This is a genomic window from Embleya sp. NPDC059237 (assembly GCF_042754105.1).
GTDB lineage: Bacteria > Actinomycetota > Actinomycetes > Streptomycetales > Streptomycetaceae > Embleya.
In genome coordinates this window covers 79225-100759 of record NZ_JBHZAE010000016.1, presented here as the reverse complement: position 1 = coordinate 100759, position 21535 = coordinate 79225, and the positions used below count along the sequence as shown (strand labels likewise).

Genomic DNA, 21535 nt, shown 5'->3' with positions numbered 1-21535 from the left:
GCGACATGCGCGTGGTGCTCGTGGACATGCCGTGGTCGTCGATCGACATGCCCTCGTTGGCCCTGGGCATCCTGCGCCGCCGCGTCCTCGACGTCTTCCCCGACGCCCACGTCGACGTCGTGCACGCCAACCTCGACTACGTCGACTGGCTGGTCACGCACACCGGCTTCACCGCAGAGGAATACGAGTTCTGCGCCAACTCCTACTTCTCCGGGCTCAGCGAATGGATCTTCTCGGCCGCGCTGAACGACCGCCCGCGCTGGCAGGTACCGGAGTTCACCGCCCGCCTGACCGGTCGAGTGCCCGCCGGCATGACCGCCAGGACGCTCGAACTGCACGAACTCGCCCCGAGGTTCGTCCGCGAGACCGCCGCCCGGATCGTCGCCGAGGCGCCGGACGTGGTCGGCTTCACCACCACGTTCGCGCAAAACGCCGCGACGTTGGCCGCGGCGCGCATCGTCAAGGAGCTGGCGCCGCACACGTTCACCGTGTTCGGCGGCGCGAACTGCGACGGCCCGCAGGGTGCCGCGCTGCACCGCAACTTCCCGTACATCGACGCCGTCGTGCGCGGCGAGGGTGAGGTGGCCTTCCCACAACTGCTCACCGCCACCATCGACGGCGACCGCGACGAGAAGGCACTGGCCGACATCGCGGGTCTGTGCTGGCGCACGTCGGACGGCGCGTGTGTGGTCAACCCGATGGAGGCCGCGCCGCTGCCCCCGGGTGCGCTCGTCGCGCCCGACTACGGCGACTACTTCGAACGACACGCGAGGTCGACCGCGGGCTCCTGGGTCGAACCCCGGCTCGTCGTCGAGAGTTCGCGCGGTTGCTGGTGGGGCGCGAAGCACCACTGCACGTTCTGCGGACTCAACGGCTCGTTCATGGAGTTCCGCAGCAAGGACCCGGGCCGGTTCGTCGCCGAACTCCTCGCCCTGGTCGAACGACACCGCATCCTCGACGTGTGGGTCACCGACAACATCATCGACATGGCCTACCTCGGCTCGATGGCCCCGCGCCTCGCCGAGTCCGGATACGACCTGCGGATCGGCTACGAGATCAAGTCGAACCTGCGCCGGGACCAACTCGAAACCCTGTACGCGGCCGGGATCAGCCATGTGCAACCGGGGATCGAGAACCTGAGCAGCAAGGTGCTGCGGCTGATGGACAAGGGCGTGACGGCCTGTCGCAACGTGCGGTTGCTCCGCGACGCGCAGACCGTCGGGACCGAGGTGAGCTGGAACCACCTCTACGGTTTTCCCGGCGAGACCGACGAGGACTACGACGACGTGATCGACCAACTGCCCGCGCTGCACCACCTCATGCCGCCCGCCGGTGCCACCCGGGTCAAGGTCGAGCGTTTCAGTCCGTACTTCGACCGGCCCGAACTGGGCTTCGGCCCACCCCGACCGGCCGCGCACTACCGGCACATCTACGACCTGCCCGAGGCGGAACTCGCCGATCTCGTCTACATCTTCGATGTGCCCCGGCGCGGCATCTCGGCGGCGTGCCTGGATCGGTTGCGGCCGGCCATCGCCGACTGGATCGCCGCGCATCCGCGCAGTCGGCTCACCCACCACGACCTCGGGGACCACATCGTCCTGGTCGACACCCGACCCGGCTTCGACTGGCACCTGCTCGAACTCGTCGACCCGATCGAGACGACGGTGTTCCGGCTGCTCGACACCCCGCACAGCCCGGCGGCGCTGCTGCGCAAGACCGCCGCGCGCCACGACGGGGTCACCGCGGCGGCCGTCGAGGACCTGCTTGCCCGGTGGCGCTCGCTCGGCGTGGTCTTCGGCGAAGGCGGCGAGGTCGTCCAGGTCGCGCCGGCCGCACGCAACCCGGCGCCGATCCGGCCGCCCCGGCCGACGCTCGTACCCGCCTTGGCCGCCGATGAGCACTGACCTCCCGCCGGTACGGCTGGCCCTGTGGCGCGATCGCGACCCGGAGGCCATGCGGATACCGGGGATGTACCTCGGCGAGGCGGATGTCGCCGGCGACCCCCTGGACGAGGTCGCGCGGCTCGCCGCGGGCGGTGCGTGCCTGGCCCGGCTGCACGCCGCGATCGACCTGTCCGACGGCGGGGTCGAGGCCGACGGCGCGGTGGCCGTGGCGGGACTCGTGGTCGTCCGCGAACTCACCGCGCACGGCATCGCCGTCGACTGGGCGCTCCGCCCGCCCGCCGGGCCCTGGGACTGGCGCCCGCTCGGCCACCTGCACCCGCCGACCACCGTGATCGACGGCGACGGCGACGGCGACACAGACCGCCTCGCCGCCGCCTGGCGTGCCGACTTCCGCCCCGCGAAGTTCGGCTACCGCCACGGCCCCGGCTTCATCGAGGTCCGCGACCACCGCGCCGACCCGTTCCGCCGCCTGGTCATCCGCAACCCCCGCTACGCACAGGTCATCGAGCCGCTGCTGCGCGGCGTGGCCACGACGGACCCGACCGAAGCGGTGACCGCGCGCTACCACGACGCGGGCCTGCTGCACCGGGTGGGCCGATACGTGTGGTGGACCCCGTACCGCGTCCGCCACAGCCCCCACGGCACGGGACCGCCGTAACCGGAGCCGTGGCACCGGGCCGGGACGCCGAAAACGCCTGGGGCGTGGCGGCGGCGACCGCGCGCGGCTGGTTCGTCGGCTCGCCGCAACGGCCGGCGGCGGTCGGCGGCGTGGGCGGGCTCGCGATGATCGGGCTGGGTGTGACGGTCGCGGCGACCGGCCGCAAGGACTGACGGAGTTTACCTTCGGGCGTCGTTCGGCCTCAGGCCGTGTCGAGGGTGTGTGGGGCGAACACGGCGGCCATCGCGCTGCCGAGGGCTCCGTTGAGAACATGGTTACGGCCCATCCGCGACCCGTAGCCGATCACCCGCCCACGCAGAACCGCGACCTTCAGGTCGCGCATGTATCGCCCTCCATCGGTGTCGACGCACGAGGGCGCGACACGTTCCTGAACGAGCCATCCCCGCCGCGCCGGATCTCGCAGCAGATCCGTCCAGGTGCGCGGGTCCGTGTCGACCCCCATGTGTACGGCCTGGCCGCGGAATCCGTAGGGGGCCTTGACGACCAGGTCGACACGACCGGCGATCGCCTCGGCCACGGAGACGCCGTCGCCGAGTTTGCGGCTCCAGGGCACGAGCGCGTGCAGCGCCGTGTGCTGCGCGGGGGTGAACAGGTGTCGGAACCGGGGATCGGACATCACGGCCAGGCATAATTTGTTCTCCGCCACCCAGCGCTCGGCCAACGCATTGGGCGCGACCAGGTCGCCGGCGGTCAACCGCGCGCACAACACGTCCCACCGCTCGACCTCGGCGGCGTCGGCCGGGACGTACTTGAGGTACGCCAACGCGAACTTCGACAGGGCGGCGTCGTCGTCGGCGTCCACCGGGATCAACGCCCGGCCCCGCGCGGTGAACTGGGCCCGCATCACGTCGACTTCGAACCGCGACCGGCGCCGACCGCGGATCAGCGCGATCCGCCTGGTCCGTGCGTTGGGAACGCCGCGTTCACGACCGTGGGCGAGTACCCAGTCCGCGAACCAGGACGGTTGTTCCATCGGTGCGTCGGGCACGCCCCACCCTGCCAGGACGTCCCCCATCGGCGATCCCCGCCACATGCGGTTGACCGTGCCCGTCACCATGACACCTCCCGGGCTGCTCGGGTTGAACTCCAACACCCGTACGGAACCCAGATCCGCGCCGACCAGGTCCGGCCGACAGAAGTCCACCCGAGGCCGCTTTCGATGGTCGTGCCGCATGATCCACCGGTGCAACACCGCCGGGACCTCCAGGAAGTCCCGCAGTCGGGGGTCGTCGGGATAACGCTCGACCACACGCTCCAGGCACTGCACCACCGTAAGGATTCGGCGGCGCAGGATTGGCTCCGCCGTGCGCTCCAACACCGAGACCGCGGGCAGCAGCGCCCCCGCTTTCAACGCCCGCTCGGCCCCCAGACCCGCGTCCACCCTCTCGAAGGCCGCCCCCACCAACTGTGCGTAAGGTCCTGAAGAGCCGGGCGCGCCGGGTATGGCGATCAGGTCACGCTCGGGATCCCATATGGGCAAGGCATCATTCATTCCGGGACATTAACACTCCGGTCGTTACCTCGATACGGTTTGCCGAAAAGCCGCCCGCGGGTGCGGCCGGCGCCGATCGGAGTTCCCCTTTTCGAGGCTCGACATGCGCAGGATCGGTGTCCTACGGTGAAAACCTTCCCTCGTATCCGACGAGAAATTCGGAGGTTGGTCGTGATCGAAAATCGGCTGAAAGCCGCGGCCGAGCGGATCGCCCGGGAAATACCGACACCTTTCTACGTGGTCGATCCGAGCGGGGTCGAGCGGGACTTCTCGGCGATGGACAAGGCATGGCGCGAGTGGTTTCCGCGGTTCACCCTGGCGTATTCCTACAAGAGCAATCCACTGACCGCGTTCACGCGGCTGTTGTGCACACTGGGGGCGACCGCCGAAGTGGTCTCCGGCCCGGAACTCGAAACCGCCGTGAACGACGGTTTCCCGCCCGATCGCATTCTCTTCGACGGGCCGGTGAAACATGCCGCGGAATTGACCCGGGCCCTGACGCTCGGGGTCGGCATACAGATCGACTCGGCGGCGGAGATCGAGCACGTCGCCGCCGCGATTCCCGTGGGCGGTCCACGACCGCGCGTATGTTTACGCCTGGCCATCAGGACCGATTCGGGGGAGTGGTCGCGATTCGGATTGATGCCCGACGAGGTGCCGTGGGCCCGGCGCATTCTGGCCGATGCGGGAGTGCGGGTGCGGGGCGTGCATCTGGGCGTGGGAACCCTGGTCGGCGGCCCGCGGACGTACCGCGCCGCGATACGACTGTGGCGCGAGACGTTGCCGGAATTGGCCCACGACGCCCCGGAGCCCTTCGTCCTGAATATCGGCGGCGGGTTTCCACCGCGCGGCGACACGGCCGATCCGGCGGCGCCCTGGGCGGAGTTCGCGGCCGAGGTGGCCGAGGAGTGCGGGCTGCTCGGGCTGCGGCCCCGGGACGTGCACCTGATCGTCGAGCCGGGGCGCAGCCTGGCGGAGGAACACGGCGTGCTCGTCGCCCGGGTGGCCGTCCGCAAACGCCGCGCCGAGGGCCCCGACCTGCTGGTGCTGGACGCCGGCACCAACCTCGCCCGGACGGTGAAGTCGCGCAACCACCCGATCGAGTTCGTGCCTTGGGACACCGACGACGCGGGCGGTACGCGGGACGCGCCCGCCGCCGATTCCGCCCGGGAGCCGTACGCGGTGTACGGCAACAACTGCTACGAGGGCGACGTCTTCGCCCGAGCCGTCGACGGTCCCTCGTCGCTGCGCCCGGGGCAGCTGGTCCTGGTGGGCTCCGTCGGCGCCTACGACATGCCGTTCTCGCACACGTGGGTCCGGCCGCGTCCCCCGGTGTACGCGGCGGCCGGCACCGGCCATGTCCTGGTGCGCAAGCCCGGGCGGGCCATCCGCTGAGCTGTTCGAGCCCCACCGACCGGTCCCGGGCGGTGGGTGGGGCTCGCGTCGGTGCCCCCGTCGGGTCGTCGGCCGCGTCACGAGCGCGTCGACATCCGGTGGTAGTGGACGTAGCGGTCGAAGACGTTCGCGTCGATGACGGGCGGTCGCAGGCCGATCCGCCGGGCCAGCCGTTCGGCGCGGGTGACGGAGAACAGCGCCGTGCCGTCCTGGAACACGTCGGCCAGCCGATTTTGGTGCGGTTGCGGATCCCCGTCGGGCGCCGGCAGTACGGCCAGTGCCCCCGCCAGAGTGCGGTCTCCCGGCGCGGCGAGCGAGGCGTCGTGCAGGGCCGCCCAGAACGTCTCGTATCCGACCGGCTCCAGCCCGAAGGCCGCGCCGAACGCCCCCAGCAGCCCCCCGAGTTGCACGGGCGTGGGATGCAGGAGGTGGAACCAGCCGCGTTCGTGGTGCGCCACGGCGGCGGCCAGCAGCGCGCCGACGGTGTCCAGGGGCGTGTAGTCCAGGAGCAGTGGGTTCGTGGGATACCCGCCCACCCGCAGACACGCCCGGATGAACAGGTCCGTACGGGAGCCGGTGTTCGGGACACCCGTGTCGGTGGCGGGCATGACCTCGCCGAGCCGGTGCACCGCCGTCGGCAGGCCGCGCTCCGCCGCCTGGAGGACGAGTCGTTCGGCCACCCACTTGGACCGCCCGTACCCGGTCGTGGCGGCGTCGGCGGCGGGCCACGGCGCCTCGGGCGCCCGGGACCCGGGGCCGTCGGGGACCGGTGCCCGGCCGCGCGCGGCCAGGGTGGACACGAAATGCAGCGCCTTGGGCCGGCACCGCGTCGCGAACCGCAGGATCTCCACGGTGCCCTCGACGTTCGCCGGGCGGTGCGCCGAGTATCCGCGCACGAGGTTGACCAGGGCGCCGGCGTGCACGATCGTGTCGACGCGCTCGGCGAGGCGGCGCGCGTCCGCGTCGTCCAGGCCCAGGCCCGGGGCGGACAGGTCGCCGACCACGACGCGCAGGCGCTCGGCGTGCTCGTCGCGCCAGAGGCCGTAGTGGCGCAGGTTGTCCGCCACGCGCCTGCGCGCGGATTCCGCGTCGTCGGCGCGGACCAGGCAGTACGCGGCGACCCCGGGCAGGCGAAGCACGTCGTACAGCAGTTGTGCGCCGACGAAGCCGGTCACGCCGGTGAGCAGCACGTGCTCGACGCGCGGTTCCGGTGGCGCGTACGGGAGTCGGATGTCCGGCGGGAGCACCGGATCGTGGCCGAAGTGCTCGGCGGGACCCGGGCGGGTCCGCCGTGCGGCGGTCGAGGCGCCGGTGCCGCCGCCGTTTCCGTTGCCGTTCGGCCCGGTTCGGCCGCGCAGCGCCGCGAGTTGGTCCGTCACGGTCGGGGCCGCGACCACGTCGCGTACGGAGAAGCGGGTCCGGAAGCGGGCCGCGATGGCCAGGGCGAGTCGCTGGGCGCTGAGCGAGTCGCCGCCGCTGTCGAAGAAGTCCTTGTCGGCGTGTACGACGGGTTCCGGGAGCACCTCGGCCCACAGGTCGAGCAATGCCTGCCGCGCGTGTTCCGCGGTCGACAGGGGCCGGGTCGCGCCGCCGGCGGTGCCCGGCGGAACGGGGGCGGCGGGCGCTCCGGCCTGCGCCGGGCGGTCGAGCAGTCGTTTCAGGGCGCCGCGATCGGCCTTCCCATTGCCGTTGAGCGGCATGTTCTCCAGGATCACGAAGCGTTTCGGGGTCAATTCGGCCGGGAGCGTCGCGCGCGCGTGGCGGATCAGGTCGTCGGTCGAGGTGTCGCGGCCGACGGTGACGAAGGCGGCCAGGTACGTGGAGCCGCCGTGTTCGTGCGCCACCACCTTCGCCTCGCGCACGCCGGGGTGCGTGGCGATCGCCTGCTCGACCTCGCCCGATTCGACCCGCACCCCGCCGACCTTGAACTGCTGGTCGCGTCGGCCGCCGAAGAAGAGCACGCCGTCCGCGTCGTGGTGCCCGAGATCGCCGGTGCGATACATGCGCGACCCGGGCAGCTCGGTGAACGGGTTCGCGACGAACGCCGCATCGGTGCGCTGCGGATCGCCCAGATAGCCGAGGCCCAGGCACTCGCCGCCGATGTGGATCTCGCCGATCTCGCCCGGCGCGACCGGCCGGTTGTGCTCGTCCAGGACGATCGCCCACGTGTTGTCGATGGGACGGCCGATCGGCAGCGGACTGCGCCGGTCGCGGGTCACGTCGTGGAAGACCGACCCGATCGCGGCCTCGGTGGGGCCGTACGTGTTGATCAGCGCAACGTCGGGCAACATCTCGTGGAACAGCCGGACGGCGCGGGCGTTGATCTCCTCGCCGCCGATCAGCAGCCGTCGCAGGGAGCCGAGTCGTGGCACCAACTCCGGCTGCGAGTGCAGCAGTTCGACCAGACTGTTGAAGATCGTCGGGACGAAGTCGGTCATCGTGATCCGGTGCCGCGCGATCACGTCGACGGTGGCGGCGAGGTCGAGCATGCCGCGGGGTTCCGGGATGACGACGCTTCCGCCGTGGGTGAGCGGCCACAGGAGTTGCCACAGCGACGAGTCGAATGTGTGCCGGCTGTTCTGGAGCACCCGTTCCGGGTCGTCGGTCACGAACCGGCGGGTCATGTAGAGGAATCGATTGAGCAGGCCGCGGTGCGTGTTGAGGGCGCACTTGGGTACGCCGGTGGACCCGGACGTGTAGAAGCCGTACGCGAGGTTGTCGGGGCGGGCCGGCGGGCCGAAGCGGTCGGCGGTCGGGGCGCCGAGCCGGTCGAGGTCGACCGCGAGGGTCACGGGGGCGTCGGAGTCGTCCCCCCACGTCGGCCGGGCGTCCCGGCTCGTGCCGGCTCCGGTGTCCCGCGCGGTGCCGGCTCCGGTGTCCCGCTCCGTGTCCGGGCCGGCGACGGACAGCACGACCTTCGGGTCGCACGCGCGGATCATGCCGTGCAGCCGCTGCTCCGGCCAGGTCGCGTCCAGGGGCACGAACGCCGCGCCCGTCTTGAGGACGGCCAGCATGGCCACCGGCAGGCCGAGGCCGTTGCGGGCGGCGAGCGGTATCAGGTCGCCGGGGCCGGCGCCGTGTTCGTGCAGATCACGGGCCAGCGCGCTCGCCATCCGAGTCATGCGCTCGTAGTCGAGGACCCGGCCGGCGCATTCCACGGCCGGGGCGTGTGGGGCTCGCGATGCCCAATCCTCGACGAGGTCCAGGACGGTCCGGTCGGGCGGGCGGGAGACGGCTCGGCCCAGGAATTGTGCAACCTGTGTCTCGCGCAACCTCTGCATGTCGATGAAGTCCCCTGTCGCATGGGTGCGAACAACTCGTGACAAGCGGCGGCCGCGACGCCGAAAAAGATGGGAAAGCCCTCGCCGATGGGTCGCCGAGGGCTTTCCCGTCAGTAATTTCGAAACGCCGGATCAGACCTCGGTCGCCACCCAGCTGATATACCAGCCGTGGCTCACCGCGTATTCCACCGGCAGTGGCCGACCGTCCTGCCAGCGCACGTAGATGCGGAAGCCCTTGGCGGTCGGCGTGTAAATGGTGTTTCCACCGGTGGTGGTCCACATGGAGTCGCGCCCGCACAGATTCGCCGTGTACACCGGGGTTTCCGAGAAGTTGCCCGCGCTGGTGTCCACGTCGATGTAGATCCCGGTGCCGTTGTCCTCCTCCACGTGCTGCTGCCAGTCGTCGATGGCGGTGTTGCCGGCGATAAACCTCGGATTGCTCATGTGATCTCCTCGGTCGCAGCGAAGACGCGTATCCGCACGTCGGCGTCGCGTTCGAGTGTTAGCGATCGGTTCCGTAGATCACAAGGCACCCCGGCAATCTTCATGGAATTCGGCAGAATGATCTGTTCCGATTTCGGAGCACCGGAACGGAAGGATCAATTCCCGCTCGATCGATCGGTAGCGAACCCCGCACGGTCGCTTCCCGAACGAATCCTCGACAAGCCTTGACAGTCGCAGGCCCGACGTGAAGCATGATTGTTGGCCGATGGCCTGTAAAGATCAGCCGGCGGTCGATAAAGATCACTCGGTGGTCGGTCGGCCGTGGGCCGCCGCAATTCGGCAATTCTCCCGTTCGGGTCGTCGTCGAGACGTGCACCCCGAACTCTTTCGCATGCCTGCGAGGTGCCTTTGCCTGTGGATCAGAGCCGACGTGTCGACGGGTACGATTTCCGTGCGCCGGATTCATGGGACCAATTCGCCGATGTCGTCGCCCTCGCCTACGGCGGATACGAGGCGGTTCCGGAATATCGAAAAATCATCGGCGACATATTCGAGCCGAAGCGCTCGCTGCTCGCGCACCGCGCCGGCGAGACCTGCGCCACGCTCGCCCTGTACTCGCTGGACATGAGCGTCCCGGGCGGTCGGCAGCCGATCGCGGGCATCGGCTACGTCACCGTGGACCCCACGCACCGCCGGCGCGGCCTGATGCGCGGCCTGATCCGGCGCACCCTGGCCGGCCTGCACGACCGCGGTGAGGAGGCGGTCGCCGCGCTGCACACCACCGAGCCGGCCATCTACGGACGCTTCGGATTCGGCTCCGCCACCCGCGCCGTCCGGATCCAAATACCCCGCTCCTCAAGCGAGTTGACCGCCCCGCCCGCCGACCCGCCGTTGTCCGTGCGCGTCCTGGACCCGGCTCGATGCGGCGCGGACATCACCCGAATCTACGAGCACGCCATCGATCGACGGCCGGGCATGCCCCGGCGCGACGGCACCTGGATGCGCCGGGCGGTGCTCGACCTGCCGGAGCGGCGCGGCGGCGCGGGACGGCTGTTGTGCATGCTGGCCGGGGCCGACGACGGCGAGCCGGCGAGGGGATACGCCCTCTACTCGCTGACCGCCCGATGGGAGAACTCCTACCCGCGCTACGAGGTGCACGTCCGCGAGTTGTTCGCGAACGACCCGGCCGCGTACGCGAGTCTGTGGCGGGCCCTGCTCGACATCGACCTCGGCGGCACGGTGATCGCCGACCGCCCGGTCGACGACGCGATCCTGGCCCTGCTCGACGACCCGCGTAGCGCCGCGCCCGTCGCGCGCGATCAGCTCTACACCCGCCCGGTGGACGTCGAACGTGCCCTCGCCGGACGCGGATACGGCGCCGAGGTCGATCTGGTGCTGGACGTCGCCGACCCGATCTGCCCGTGGAACGAGGGCCGTTGGCGACTGCGCACCGGCACGCACGAGGCCGAGTGCGCGCGTACCTCGGCCCCGGCCGATCTGGCCCTGACCGTACGCGAGTTGGGTGCCGTGTACCTCGGCGGCACCTCGTTGACGCAACTGGCCGCGGCCGGGCGGGTGGTCGAACACCGGTCGGGCGCGCTCCGGGCCGCGACCCGGGCATTCCACCACGACCCGGCGCCGTATTGCCCGACGGTGTTCTGAGTCCCACCGCACCGGCCACGAACACGACGTGAGGAGGCGGTCGCATGCCCGGTCCCGGGTACGCGTCCTTCGGTGACGAGGAACGACGCAACATCGCGGAGGTCCTCGACGCCTGGCAGAACACGGTCGGGGTGCACTCCCAACCCGTGGCACAGGACTCGCAGTGCCGCCGGCTCGAACGGGAGGCGGCGAGCCGGCTCGCGTCCCCGCACTGCCTGACGGTCAACAGCGGCACCTCGGCGCTGCTGACCGCCTTCGCCGCGCTCGGCATCGGACCCGGGGACGAGGTGATCGTCCCCGGATACATGTACGTCGCCTGCCTGTCCGCCGTGGCCTACAGCGGCGCGACGCCCGTGCTCGCCGAGATCGACGAATCGCTCACCCTCGATCCGGCGGACGTGCTCGCCAGGATCACCCCGCGCACCCGCGCGATCATGCCCGTGCACATGCTGGGCGCCTCCTGCGACATGGACGCCCTGACCCGCATCGCCCGTGAGCACGACCTGCTCCTGATCGAGGACGCGGCACAGGCGTGCGGCGGCACCTACCGAGGCCGCCCGCTCGGCGGCATCGGCGAGGCCGGGGCCTTCTCGCTCAACGTCTTCAAGGTCGTCACCGGCGGCGACGGCGGTCTCCTGCTGACTCGCGACGCCGCCACGTTCCAGCGGGCCTACTCCTTCCACCACCACGGCTGGTTCCCCTACGCGCGCGAAACCGGCCCCGGCGACGTGCTGTTGGGTCTCAACCTGCGGATGGGCGAGTTCGGCGCGGCGGTGGCGCGCGCGCAACTGGCACGCCTGGACGACGTCCTGGCCCGCACACGCGCGCTCAAACGCGACCTCACCGACGCGATCGGCACCCGCGACGGCGTCGCCGAACGGGTCCTGCACGACGCCGCAGGCGACTGCGCCACCGTCGCGGTCTACGTCTTCGACGACCGCGAGGCCGCCGATGAGGTCGCCTCCGGCCTCGGCTCCAAGACCCTGCTGCACTCGCCCAAACACCACTACGGGGGCCTGCCGGAACTGCGGGCCCTGGCCGATCCCGACCACCCGTCCTGCCCCTTCCGCCCGGTGGAACCCCCGGCCCGCGGACACACCTACCGCCCCGGCGCGCTGCCCCGTACCGACGACGTCCTGAGCAGGTCCGTGGCCCTGACGGTGGGGTTGACCGACACCTACCTGGGAGCCGACTTCGGAGTCGACGTCTTCAGCCGCCCGCACGACGTCGCAGCCGCCGCCGAGAAGTTCCGGGCGACGCGCGACGCCGTCCTGGGCTGAACCGGAAGGAGTCCGCACCGTGTCGCAGCGAAAGGCGGACGGACCCGCGCCGCACACGCCGCTGATCAGTGTGGTGGTGCCGTGCTACAACGAGGGAGAGGTGGTCGCCGAGGCACATCGCCGCATCTCCACCGTCATGCGGGCACTCGACGGATACGACCACGAGATCGTCTTCGTCGACGACGGCAGCCGGGACCACACCTGGGACGTCCTGACCTCCCTGGCCCGCGCCGACAACCACGTGCAACTCGTACAACTGACACGCAACTTCGGCCACCAGCCCGGCATGATGGCCGGACTGCGCGAGGCCCGCGGCGACGCCGTGGTCACCCTCGACGCCGACCTCCAGGACCCGCCCGAACTGATCCCGGCCATGGTCGAACGCTGGGGTGAGGGCTGGCCCGTCGTCTCCGGTCGCCGCGTCGCGCGGCACGGCGACACCCGGTTCAAGGTCGCCACCGCCTACGTCTACTACCGCCTGCTCAAGTCCCTCGCCGACCATCCCGTCGCCCTGGACACCGGCGACTTCCGGCTGCTCGACCGCTCGGTCGTGCAGACCCTGACCGAACTGTCCGGCGACCCGGGCTTCCTGCGCGGACTCGTCGGCTGGGCGGGCTTCGCCGAGACCAGCATCGAATACGGTCGGGCCCCGCGCTCGGCCGGCCGGTCCAAGTACACGCTGCGCAAGATGGCGAGCCTGTCCCACCGGGGCGTGATGACCTGCACGGCCACGCCCGCCCGGCTCCCGACCGCCGTCGGCGTCGCCTGGCTCGGCGGCGTCGCGCTCACCTCCGCGGTGCGCCGGCGGCCGATGCCGGTCGCCGCGTGGACCTTCGGCGGCGAAGCGCTGCTCCTGGGCGTGCTGGGCGAATACCTGCGCCTGGTCCACCACGAGACGCGCGGCCGCCCGTCCTACGTGGTCGCCCGGCGCGACCGGCAACACGCGGTCACCCCGGTGACCGCGCTCGCCGAACCCGAGGAGCAGGCGTCGTGAGCCGCGACGACACCCGGTTCGACGTGGTGGTCGTCGGCGCCGGATTCACCGGCCTCGCCGCCGCGCACGAACTGGGACTCGCGGGCCTGAAAACCCTGATCGTCGAGGCGGACGACCGCATCGGCGGCCTGGCCGGCACCTTCGACGTCGGCGACGGACAACTCGAACGTTTCTACCACCACTGGTTCGAGTCCGATCACGACATGTTCCGGCTGTGCGCCGAACTCGGCCGCGGCCACCTGGTGGAGCGCCGGCCGGCCCGCACCGGCTTCTACCACGCCAACACCATCCACCGCCTGTCCAGCCCGCTCGACGTGCTGCGCTTCGCCCCGCTGCCGCCCGCCGACCGGGTGCGCCTGGGACTGATGGTGATGCGCGCCGCGCGGGTACGCCACTGGCGCCAACTCGAAGCACTCACCGCCGAGGAATGGCTCGTACGCATCGGCGGACGCCGGGTGTTCGACCTGGTGTGGCAACCACTCCTGGAAGGCAAGTTCGGCACCTACGCCCCCCAGGTCGGGGCCACATGGATGTGGACCAAACTGCACCTTCGCGGCGGCAGCCGCAGCAGATCCGGGCGCGAGATGCTGCACTACCTGCGCGGCGGTTGCGGCGCTCTGCTCGACGCCTGGCGGCCCCGACTGTGCGAACTGGGCATCAGACTGCGGCTGCACAGCCCGGTCTCCGCCGTCCTGGTCGACCACGGCGGTGTCACCGGGGTCCGCGTCGGCGACGAAGTGGTCTCTGCCCGACGGGTGTTGGTGACCACCGCGCCGAGCGTGCTCGCCGACATGCTGACCGGCCAGGACGACGAACACCTCGCCGTGCCCGCGCTGCGCCGCCAGTTGGGCAGCATCCCCTACCTGGCCAACATCTGCCTGGTGTTGGAGAACACCCACGCGCTCTCCGACACCTACTGGCTCAACGTCACCGACCCCACGTTCCCCTACGTCGGCGTCATCGAGCACACCAACTTCGACGATCCGGGCCACTACGGCGGCCGACACATCGTCTACCTCTCCAAATACCTCCCCGAGGACTCGGCGCTGTACCGGATGAGCGACGAGGAGGTGTTCCGGTACAGCCTGCCCCACCTGCGCCGGATGTTCCCGCGCTTTCGCGACGAATGGGTGCGCGGCTACCACGTCTGGCGCGCGGATCACGCACAACCGGTGATCACCCGGAACTACTCGAGGATCGTGCCCGGCGTGGAATGCGCGGTACCCGGCCTGTACATGGCCGGCATGGCGCAGGTCTTCCCCGAGGACCGCGGCACCAACTACGCGGTGCGACACGGCAGAAACGCGGGCAGGCTCGTCGCCGATCGGGTGCGGGCCCACGAACGCACCGGTCTGGCCAGTCTACGAACGGGAGACGGGACGTGAGCGAACTGCTCGACGCCGAGGCCTGCGAGCGCCTGTCGATCGACGAGGTGCACGATCTCCACCGGCGCCACGTCAGCCGCAGCCAGGTCACCCTGATCGGTTCGTTCGGATTCGGCCGCGACCTCGTGGATCACGCGGAAGGCTGTTGGATCACCCTGCGCGACGGCCGCCGCGTCCTCGACTTCACCGGCGGGGTGGGTGTGCTCAACCACGGCCACAACCACCCGCGGATCCTGGCCGCACGCCGCCGCTTCGCCGAACGCAAGAGCATGGAGGTGCACAAGAACTACCTCTCCCCGTACGTCGCCGCGCTCGGCCACAACCTCGCGATGCTCCTGCCGGGCGACCTGAACATCGCCTACTTCCCCAACTCCGGGGCGGAGGCCGTGGAAGGCGCCCTGAAACTGGCGTACAAATACCATCGCGGCCGGCGGGGCACGGTGCTGCACACCGACATCGCCTTCCATGGCAAACTCCTCGGCGCGGGCAGCCTCACCGCTTCGCCGGAGATCCACTTCCCCTTCCCGAGCCTGCCCGGCACCGACCGCTTCGCCTACGACGACGTGGACTCCTTCGCCCTCGCCCTGGACCGACACCGCACCGGCGACGGCGGCAGCGACGTGTACGCGGTGGTGCTCGAACCGTTCAGCGCCTCCGGACTGCGCGAGTGCTCCGAGGAGTTCCTGCGCGCAGTGCGCCGGATGTGCGACGAACTCGACATCGTGCTCGTCTTCGACGAGGTCTTCACCGGATGGGGACGCACCGGCTCGCTGTTCCACTTCATGCGCCACCGCGACCTGATCCCCGACGTGCTCGTCACCTCCAAGTCCTTCGGCGGCGGCAAGGCGTCCATCTCCGGCTACGTGGCCCGTGAACACGTCTTCCGTCGCGCCTACGACAACCTCGCCGACGCCACCCTGCACAGCACCACCTACCACGGCTTCGGCGAGGAGACCGTCACCGCCCTGGAAGCCGTCGCGATCGCGGTCGAGGACGACTACCCCGCCCGGGCCCGGCACATCGGCGAACGCCTCGGCAACGGACTGGCCAAACTCGCCGAGACACACCACCGCCTCGTCGCCGCGAGCACCGGACGCGGCGCGCTGCACGGGGTGTTCCTCAACGCCGGCCCGGCCCGGCTCGACCGCATCACGCGGCTGCTCCCGGGGCCCTTCGCCCGGGACCCGCAACTGCGCGCGAAACTGGTCACCGGAGCGGTGATCTCGGCGCTCTACCACGACCACGACGTGCTCACCTACTACGGCTCCAACCACGGACTGCCGCTGATCGCCGCACCGCCGCTGATCGCCGAGGACGAGGAGATCGACCTCTTCCTCACCGCCTTGGACCGGGTCCTGGACAAGGGCATCACCCGGCTGGTCACCGCCTTCGTGAAGGACAGGGTGACCGCGTGAGCGGCGGGGACGCCGCCCCCGACCCGGCGGCGGGCCGGCGCGCACTCGCGCGGACATCCCGGGCGTTGCGGGCGAGCGGCCTGGCGCGCGTGTGGGTGGTCCGATATCCGCCGCTGCGCGAGCCCGAGGCCGCCGCGCTCGCCGACGTGCACGTCGCGGGCAGCCTGGCCGCGCTGGCGCCGCCCTATCGGGCCGCGTTCGGCGTGCTGCTGCGCCTGGTGCCGTCCGTCTTTTGGCTCGTGACGGGGCGTCGGCTCGATCTCGCGTCCCCGGACGTGCTGTTGGTGGGTGCGGCGCGGCTGGAACGGCTGCCGGTGCTGGGCACCGTGATGCGGACCGCCGGCGCCCTCGCCTGCTACGGGGCGCTGGACGGTGTGCGGCCGGCGGTGCCGGCGCGGGCCGCGGGTACCGAACTTCCGGAGCGGGCATGGCCGAACGACCCGCGGTGATCGACTGCGACGCCCTCGTGATCGGCTCCGGCGCCGGTGGGGCCGTCGCCGCGCTCGAACTGGCGCGCGCGGGCCGGCGACCGATCGTGCTGGAGGAGGGGCCCGAGGTGTTCGTCGCGGACATCGCCGGAGCGTCGCCCGCCGAGAACATGCGGCGGCTGTACCGCAACGCGGGACTGTCCCCGATCCACGGGCGCCCGACGATCGCCTTCGGCGAGGGGCGCTGTGTCGGTGGCACGACCGTGGTCAACGGCGGCCTGCTGTGGCCCCCGCCCGCCGACCTGCTCGACCGCTGGGCGCTGCGCTCGGGCATCGACGGATATCGGGCCGAACACCTCGACGCACACCTGCGCGGGATCACCCGCCGGTTGTCGGTGATCACGCACACGCAACGCCCGCCGGCCAACCGGGACTCGCGGCTGCTCGCCGTCGGCGCGGACGCCCTCGGCTGGCGCCGACAGGATGCCCGCCGCGCGGTGCGCGGATGCCGACACAGCAACCGCTGCGCCACCGGTTGTCCGACCGGCGCGAAGCAGAGCATGGCGCTCACCTATCTCCCGCAGGCCCGGCGGAGGGGCGCGCACATCGACGCCGGCACCCGCGCGGTCCGCATCGGGCACGACGGGCGCACCGTCACGGCGGTATACGCGGTCGGCCTCGACGGACGGCGGACGACCTACCGGCCGAACGTCGTCTTCCTCGCCGCCGGCGCCCTGGGCACCCCCGCCCTGCTGCAACGCAGCGGCATCCATGCGCGCCGGGCCGGGCGGCACACCGCGATCCACGTCAACCTGCGGGTGAACGCGCGCTTCGCCGACCCCGTCGCGGCCCGGGACGGGACCATCTTCACCACCCAGCTCCACGAGTTCGCCGACCTGGGCATCCTGGTCATGCCCGCCAACCTCACCCCCGGCACCCTGGCCGCGAGCCTCGCCGGGCATCCGCCGCACGTGCCGGCCCGGCTGCTAGCGGACATCGACCACGTCGGGACGTACACGGTGCAGGTCCGGGTGTCCGGCGGCGTCCGCGTCACCGCGTTGCCCGGCGGGGGTGTGCTTCTGCGGCATCATCTGCGGGCGAGCGACCGGGAGTTGTTGCGGTACGGACTGCGGCAGGCGGCGCGGGTGCTGTTCGCGGCGGGCGCGGTCGAGCTGTACGCACCCGAGCGGCGCGTGTTGCGCTCCGACGCGGAGGCGGAGGCGTTCGTCCCGCGAGCCGACCCGCGACGCTGGGACCTGGTCTCGGTGCACGCCATGGCGTCGTGCCCGATGGGCCTGCCCGAACGCGGTGGCATGTGCGACGGATACGGCCGACCGTACGGCCTGCGCGGACTGCACCTGTGCGACGCGTCGGTGCTGCCCGGCGCGACCGGGGTGAGCCCGCAGGGGACCATCATGGCGTTCGCCCACGAGATCACCGCCAGGTATCTGGCACTGCCCTGACTGCCCTGACTGCCCCGACTACCCAGACTGCCCCGACGCGGAATCCGGGAAAGGAAAACACCCACGTGTCGAATACCCCTCCCGCACAGCTGCCCGGCCTGCCGGCACCGCGTTCCGACGAGATTCGGTGCGATATCGCGATCATCGGCTCCGGCATGGGAGGCGCAACACTCGCCTACGCGCTGCGTGATCTCGGAGCCCGGATCACGGTGATCGAGCGGGGGGATTTCCTGCCGCGCGAATACGAGAACTGGTCGCCGAAAGCCGTTTTCACGCAAGGCCGCTATCGCAACAGCGAAAGCTGGTACGACGGCACGAGCCGGCCCTTCCGACCGGGCGTGCACTACTACGTGGGCGGAAACACCAAGGTATATGGGGCCACACTGCCGCGATTTCGGGAAACGGACTTCGGCGCGGTCGACCTGCACGAGGGCGTCTCCCCGGCCTGGCCGATCGACTATCGCGACATCGAGCCGCACTACGCCCGCGCGGAGCGGGTCTACCGGGTGCACGGCACCCCGGGGCAGGACCCCACCGAGCCGTGGCGGTCGGGCGACTTCCCGTTTCCCGCGGTGGCCCACGAACCCGCCATCGCGGAACTGGCCGACTCCCTGCGCGGCCAGGGACTGACGCCGTTCGACATGCCGATCGGGGTGGATCTGCGTACCGGGGGAGGTTGTGTGCGCTGCGCCACCTGCGACGGGTTCCCGTGCCTGCTCGATGCCAAGAGCGATGCCGACGTGTGCGCGATGCGCCCCGCGCTGGCCTCCGGCAACGTCGAACTCCTGACCCGCACCACGGTGGTACGGCTGCGCACCGACCCGAGCGGCACCCGCGTGACCGAGGCCGTCGCCACCCGGGACGGCCGGGAACTGCGCGTCGTGGCCGAACGATTCGTGCTGGCGGCCGGGGCGGTCAACACCGCCGCGCTGCTCCTGCGGTCCGGGGCCGGGTCGGGGCGCGGTCTGGCCGACGGCTCGGGGCGGGTGGGCCGCAACTACATGGTGCACAACAGCACGTTCGTGGTCGCGGTCGACCCGCGCCGCCGCAACGACACGGTCTTCCAAAAGACCCTCGGCTGGAACGACTGGTATCGCGACGGGGGTCCGCACGGGCCGCTGGGCAATGTACAAACGCTCGGGAAGCTCCAGGCCCCGATGGCCCGCGTGCTCGGCGATCGGGTGCCGGCACCGATCCTCGGCGCGCTGGCCGCGCACAGCGTCGACCTGTACCTCACCAGCGAGGACCTGCCCACGCCGAACAATCGCATCACCGTCGACGGGGCGGATCGGGTGGTCGTGCACTGGTCGCCGAACAACCTGGCGCCGCATCGGGAACTGGTGCGGCGCACCACGGACGCGATGCGGCGATCGGGATACCCGATGGTCTTCACCCGACGCATGGGTGTCGCGGTCAACTCCCACCAGTGCGGTACGGCGGTGATGGGCGAGGACCCGGCCACCAGCGTTGTCGACCCCTACGGCAAGGCGCACGACCTGGACAATCTGTGGGTGGCCGACAGCGCGGTGTTCCCGTCCTCGGCCGCGGTGAACCCGGGCCTGACCATCGCCGCGAATGCCTTCCGGATCGCCGCGGACGGTGAACTCGCCGGTTGAGGGCGGGTATTCAGGCGCCGGACGGGGGATCGCCGGCCAGGAGGTCCCAGGCCAGCAGGCCGGCGCCCAACGAGCCCGACTCGTCCTCGAAGCGCGCGCCGAGCAGTTGCGGCGGCACCTGGAAGGTCAATCGCCGTTCGAGTTCCGTGCGCAACGGGCGCAGCAGCAGGTCACCCGAGCGCCCGATCCCCCCGCCCAGCACGACGGCGGAGGGATCGAGCATCGTCACGGACGTCACCAAGGTGTCGGCCAGGCCGTCGATCATCTCGGACCACACCCGGATCGCGATCGCATCGCCCTCGGCCGCCAGGCGTGCGACGTCGGCGGCATCGACGGCCGACCCGTCGCCGGGGTTCGCGAGTTCGTGATGGCGGCGCGCGATGGCGGGCCCGCCGACCACGGTGCTCACACATCCGCGCTGACCACATCCGCAGACGCGGCCGTTCGCCCGCAGGATCGTGTGGCCCATCTCGCCGGCCCGCCAGTGCGCGCCGACGAACGGCCGTCCGCCGATCATGATCGCCGCGCCCACGCCGGTACCGATCGGCACGAACAGGAAGACGTCGTGGCCGACGCCGGCGCCGAGGCGGGCCTCGGCGACACCGCCGGCGCGCACGTCGTGCCCGAGCGCCACCGGCAGGCCCAGCCGCTCGGCCACCCGGTCGCGCAGCGGCACGTCCCGCCACCGGAAGGCGGAGGAGAACACGGCCACCCCCGCCGCCTCGTCCACCACCCCGCAGGCGGCGACCCCGACGGCGCGCACCACGGCGCCGCGCCGGGTCGCCTCGGCCACCGAGGCGACGGCGTGCTCGAGCACGTGGTCCACCACGGCGTCGGGGCCCAGTTCGCGCCCGCTGCGGTGCCGGCCGACGAATTCGTGGGTGCCGTCGCGGCCGATCAACGCCGACTTGAAGGCAGTGCCTCCGAGGTCGAGACCGAGCACGACGTCCTCACCGGCATACGTCCGCATGACCGTGACTCCTCACTCGGGGCGGCCGTCCCGGCCCACCCGCGCGTCCCCGAGGGCGTCACGATACAAGGCGCCCGAGCCGCCCGGGCGCCCGATTCGTCCGGTTGCTCAGCCGGTGGTTTGCAGCTGCGCGGTGCTGAACGCAACGGTCACGCGGTGACTGACCAGGCCACCGTGCACGGGGTGGCCGTCCGGGTGCAGCAGGGAGTAGGCGTCGATGCGGGCGCGGTAGAGCCGATTGGGCGACGCCCCGCGGAAGTCGTCCGCCGGGCGCTCGCGCTTCACCCGCACCTCCGGGTCGGGGTAGCGCCGCGCGTAGTAGACGGCGCAGCCCTCGGCGACCTCGTCGTCGCTCAGCAGCCGGGCGGTTCCGCTGCCGAACAGGGCCTGGTCCGTCCCGGTCGTGCCGAGGTCGTAGGCCAGCACCGAAACGGCCGGATTCTCGTCGATGTTGCGCGAGTGCCGGGAGTCGGCGGCCGATATCCAATAGAAGTGGTCCTCGAAGTCCCAGGCGTGCGCCAATGGGGTCATCCATGATTCACCGCCCCGAGAGGCGGTCCCCAGGGTGAGATAGCGAACAGATCGCAGAACGTCTCCGGCGATGATTCGAAGATCCTCATCGGACAACGACACGTGCACCTCCGTCGGCTGGCTGATTCGGCGAAGAGAATCCCCGCCCGGCTCGCTGCATTTACCGTGTCACTCTAACAACGGGCGCGTATCACCATAAGCCTGCCGAGGTCGTGGAATCCGGAACGCCGCTGCTCCATTCCTGTGCATTGCGCAATCGATCAAGGAGCGGCGGTCCAATGGCCTGATTCCGAGCCGGCGTGTGAAACTCCCACAGGATGGGCGTGGCTTCGGCGACGATCTGTTGCGGTGTGACTACTCTGGGTGTCCGGATGTGTCGCGGGTCGCGGCTTCCGTTGCAGCTCACGTCGCAGCCTTCGTCCCGTTCCCCGTAGCGGCTCGCGTTGCAGGTTGCGTTGCAGGTTGCGTTGCAACTCCCATTGTATCTCCTGGTGATCGCCGCTGTCGGGGTCCGGGGCCCGGGGCCAGGTGCGTGCGCAGGTGGGCGAAGAAGACCTCGTGCTCGGCTTCGGGGAGCGCGTTGACGTAGCCGAACG

16 protein-coding genes and 1 pseudogene are annotated in these 21535 nt (G+C 71.0%); 12 read left to right on the top strand and 5 right to left on the bottom strand.

Annotated features, from left to right (window positions below; all coding sequences use genetic code 11):
* The first annotated feature begins 5 nt into the window (after positions 1 to 5).
* The 3 genes and pseudogenes from ACFXKZ_RS38005 to ACFXKZ_RS37995 all read left to right on the top strand — a co-directional run.
* The gene (locus ACFXKZ_RS38005; protein WP_380007667.1) at positions 6 to 1904 is read left to right on the top strand and encodes a RiPP maturation radical SAM C-methyltransferase; all 1899 of its coding nucleotides are present in this window, start codon (positions 6 to 8) and stop codon (positions 1902 to 1904) included.
* The gene (locus ACFXKZ_RS38000; RefSeq protein ID WP_380007664.1) at positions 1894 to 2562 is read left to right on the top strand and encodes a DUF5825 family protein; all 669 of its coding nucleotides are present in this window, start codon (positions 1894 to 1896) and stop codon (positions 2560 to 2562) included. The genes ACFXKZ_RS38005 and ACFXKZ_RS38000 overlap by 11 nt, the downstream gene beginning before the upstream one ends.
* A 38-nt stretch (positions 2563 to 2600) precedes the next feature.
* Positions 2601 to 2735, top strand: a pseudogene (locus ACFXKZ_RS37995) (LysE family translocator); the annotation flags it as partial.
* A 29-nt stretch (positions 2736 to 2764) separates the two neighbouring features.
* On the opposite strand, the gene ACFXKZ_RS37990 reads toward ACFXKZ_RS37995, so the two are convergent.
* On the bottom strand, positions 2765 to 4075 hold the full coding sequence (locus ACFXKZ_RS37990; RefSeq protein WP_380007661.1) for a hypothetical protein: 1311 nt from the start codon (positions 4073 to 4075) through the stop codon (positions 2765 to 2767).
* A 171-nt stretch (positions 4076 to 4246) separates the two neighbouring features.
* On the opposite strand from ACFXKZ_RS37990, the gene ACFXKZ_RS37985 reads away from it, so the two are divergent.
* A complete protein-coding gene (locus tag ACFXKZ_RS37985) occupies positions 4247 to 5470 on the top strand; it encodes a hypothetical protein (protein WP_380007658.1) in 1224 nt (407 codons plus the stop codon).
* A 77-nt stretch (positions 5471 to 5547) separates the two neighbouring features.
* Here the strand turns inward: ACFXKZ_RS37985 and ACFXKZ_RS37980 are convergent, their stop codons facing one another.
* Together ACFXKZ_RS37980 and ACFXKZ_RS37975 are read right to left on the bottom strand one after the other, a co-directional pair.
* Complete coding sequence (locus ACFXKZ_RS37980) at positions 5548 to 8751, bottom strand: amino acid adenylation domain-containing protein (protein ID WP_380007655.1); 3204 nt, start codon at positions 8749 to 8751, stop codon at positions 5548 to 5550.
* A 132-nt stretch (positions 8752 to 8883) separates the two neighbouring features.
* Positions 8884 to 9195 carry a hypothetical protein gene (locus ACFXKZ_RS37975; RefSeq protein WP_078982114.1) on the bottom strand — a complete coding sequence of 104 codons (312 nt, stop codon included), beginning with the start codon at positions 9193 to 9195 and terminating at the stop codon, positions 8884 to 8886.
* Positions 9196 to 9609: 414 nt separating this feature from the next.
* On the opposite strand from ACFXKZ_RS37975, the gene ACFXKZ_RS37970 reads away from it, so the two are divergent.
* The 8 genes from ACFXKZ_RS37970 (at position 9610) to ACFXKZ_RS37935 (ending at position 19438) form a co-directional block, all read left to right on the top strand.
* A complete protein-coding gene (locus ACFXKZ_RS37970) occupies positions 9610 to 10857 on the top strand; it encodes a GNAT family N-acetyltransferase (RefSeq protein ID WP_380007652.1) in 1248 nt (415 codons plus the stop codon).
* 44 nt (positions 10858 to 10901) lie between these two features.
* On the top strand, positions 10902 to 12137 hold the full coding sequence (locus tag ACFXKZ_RS37965; protein WP_380007649.1) for a DegT/DnrJ/EryC1/StrS family aminotransferase: 1236 nt from the start codon (positions 10902 to 10904) through the stop codon (positions 12135 to 12137).
* A 19-nt stretch (positions 12138 to 12156) separates the two neighbouring features.
* On the top strand, positions 12157 to 13131 hold the full coding sequence (locus tag ACFXKZ_RS37960; protein ID WP_380007646.1) for a glycosyltransferase family 2 protein: 975 nt from the start codon (positions 12157 to 12159) through the stop codon (positions 13129 to 13131).
* Positions 13128 to 14516, top strand: a complete 1389-nt coding sequence (locus tag ACFXKZ_RS37955) for an NAD(P)/FAD-dependent oxidoreductase (protein WP_380007643.1) — start codon at positions 13128 to 13130, stop codon at positions 14514 to 14516. The genes ACFXKZ_RS37960 and ACFXKZ_RS37955 overlap by 4 nt, the downstream gene beginning before the upstream one ends.
* On the top strand, positions 14513 to 15931 hold the full coding sequence (locus tag ACFXKZ_RS37950; protein ID WP_380007640.1) for an aspartate aminotransferase family protein: 1419 nt from the start codon (positions 14513 to 14515) through the stop codon (positions 15929 to 15931). The genes ACFXKZ_RS37955 and ACFXKZ_RS37950 overlap by 4 nt, the downstream gene beginning before the upstream one ends.
* Positions 15928 to 16380: a hypothetical protein gene (locus ACFXKZ_RS37945; protein ID WP_380007637.1), complete on the top strand. Its 453-nt coding sequence runs from the start codon at positions 15928 to 15930 to the stop codon at positions 16378 to 16380. Before ACFXKZ_RS37950 ends, ACFXKZ_RS37945 begins: the two co-directional genes overlap by 4 nt.
* Positions 16359 to 17822 (top strand): GMC family oxidoreductase N-terminal domain-containing protein, encoded by a 1464-nt coding sequence (locus tag ACFXKZ_RS37940; RefSeq protein WP_380007634.1) that lies wholly within the window; start codon positions 16359 to 16361, stop codon positions 17820 to 17822. Before ACFXKZ_RS37945 ends, ACFXKZ_RS37940 begins: the two co-directional genes overlap by 22 nt.
* A 65-nt stretch (positions 17823 to 17887) precedes the next feature.
* On the top strand, positions 17888 to 19438 hold the full coding sequence (locus ACFXKZ_RS37935) for a GMC oxidoreductase (RefSeq protein ID WP_380007631.1): 1551 nt from the start codon (positions 17888 to 17890) through the stop codon (positions 19436 to 19438).
* A 10-nt stretch (positions 19439 to 19448) separates the two neighbouring features.
* Here ACFXKZ_RS37935 and ACFXKZ_RS37930 read toward each other — a convergent pair whose 3' ends face one another.
* Both ACFXKZ_RS37930 and ACFXKZ_RS37925 read right to left on the bottom strand, forming a co-directional pair.
* Complete coding sequence (locus tag ACFXKZ_RS37930; RefSeq protein WP_380007628.1) at positions 19449 to 20408, bottom strand: ROK family protein; 960 nt, start codon at positions 20406 to 20408, stop codon at positions 19449 to 19451.
* 108 nt (positions 20409 to 20516) lie between these two features.
* A complete protein-coding gene (locus tag ACFXKZ_RS37925; RefSeq protein ID WP_380007625.1) occupies positions 20517 to 21041 on the bottom strand; it encodes a pyridoxamine 5'-phosphate oxidase family protein in 525 nt (174 codons plus the stop codon).
* Positions 21042 to 21535 lie beyond the last annotated feature (494 nt).

Coding starts and splice junctions, on each gene's coding strand:
- ACFXKZ_RS38005 (WP_380007667.1), top strand. CDS start 6: ATGCGCGTGGTGCTCGTGGACATGCCGTGGTCGTCGATCGACATGCCC.
- ACFXKZ_RS38000 (WP_380007664.1), top strand. CDS start 1,894: ATGAGCACTGACCTCCCGCCGGTACGGCTGGCCCTGTGGCGCGATCGC.
- ACFXKZ_RS37990 (WP_380007661.1), bottom strand. CDS start 4,075: ATGAATGATGCCTTGCCCATATGGGATCCCGAGCGTGACCTGATCGCC.
- ACFXKZ_RS37980 (WP_380007655.1), bottom strand. CDS start 8,751: ATGCAGAGGTTGCGCGAGACACAGGTTGCACAATTCCTGGGCCGAGCC.
- ACFXKZ_RS37975 (WP_078982114.1), bottom strand. CDS start 9,195: ATGAGCAATCCGAGGTTTATCGCCGGCAACACCGCCATCGACGACTGG.
- ACFXKZ_RS37965 (WP_380007649.1), top strand. CDS start 10,902: ATGCCCGGTCCCGGGTACGCGTCCTTCGGTGACGAGGAACGACGCAAC.
- ACFXKZ_RS37940 (WP_380007634.1), top strand. CDS start 16,359: ATGGCCGAACGACCCGCGGTGATCGACTGCGACGCCCTCGTGATCGGC.
- ACFXKZ_RS37930 (WP_380007628.1), bottom strand. CDS start 20,408: ATGCGGACGTATGCCGGTGAGGACGTCGTGCTCGGTCTCGACCTCGGA.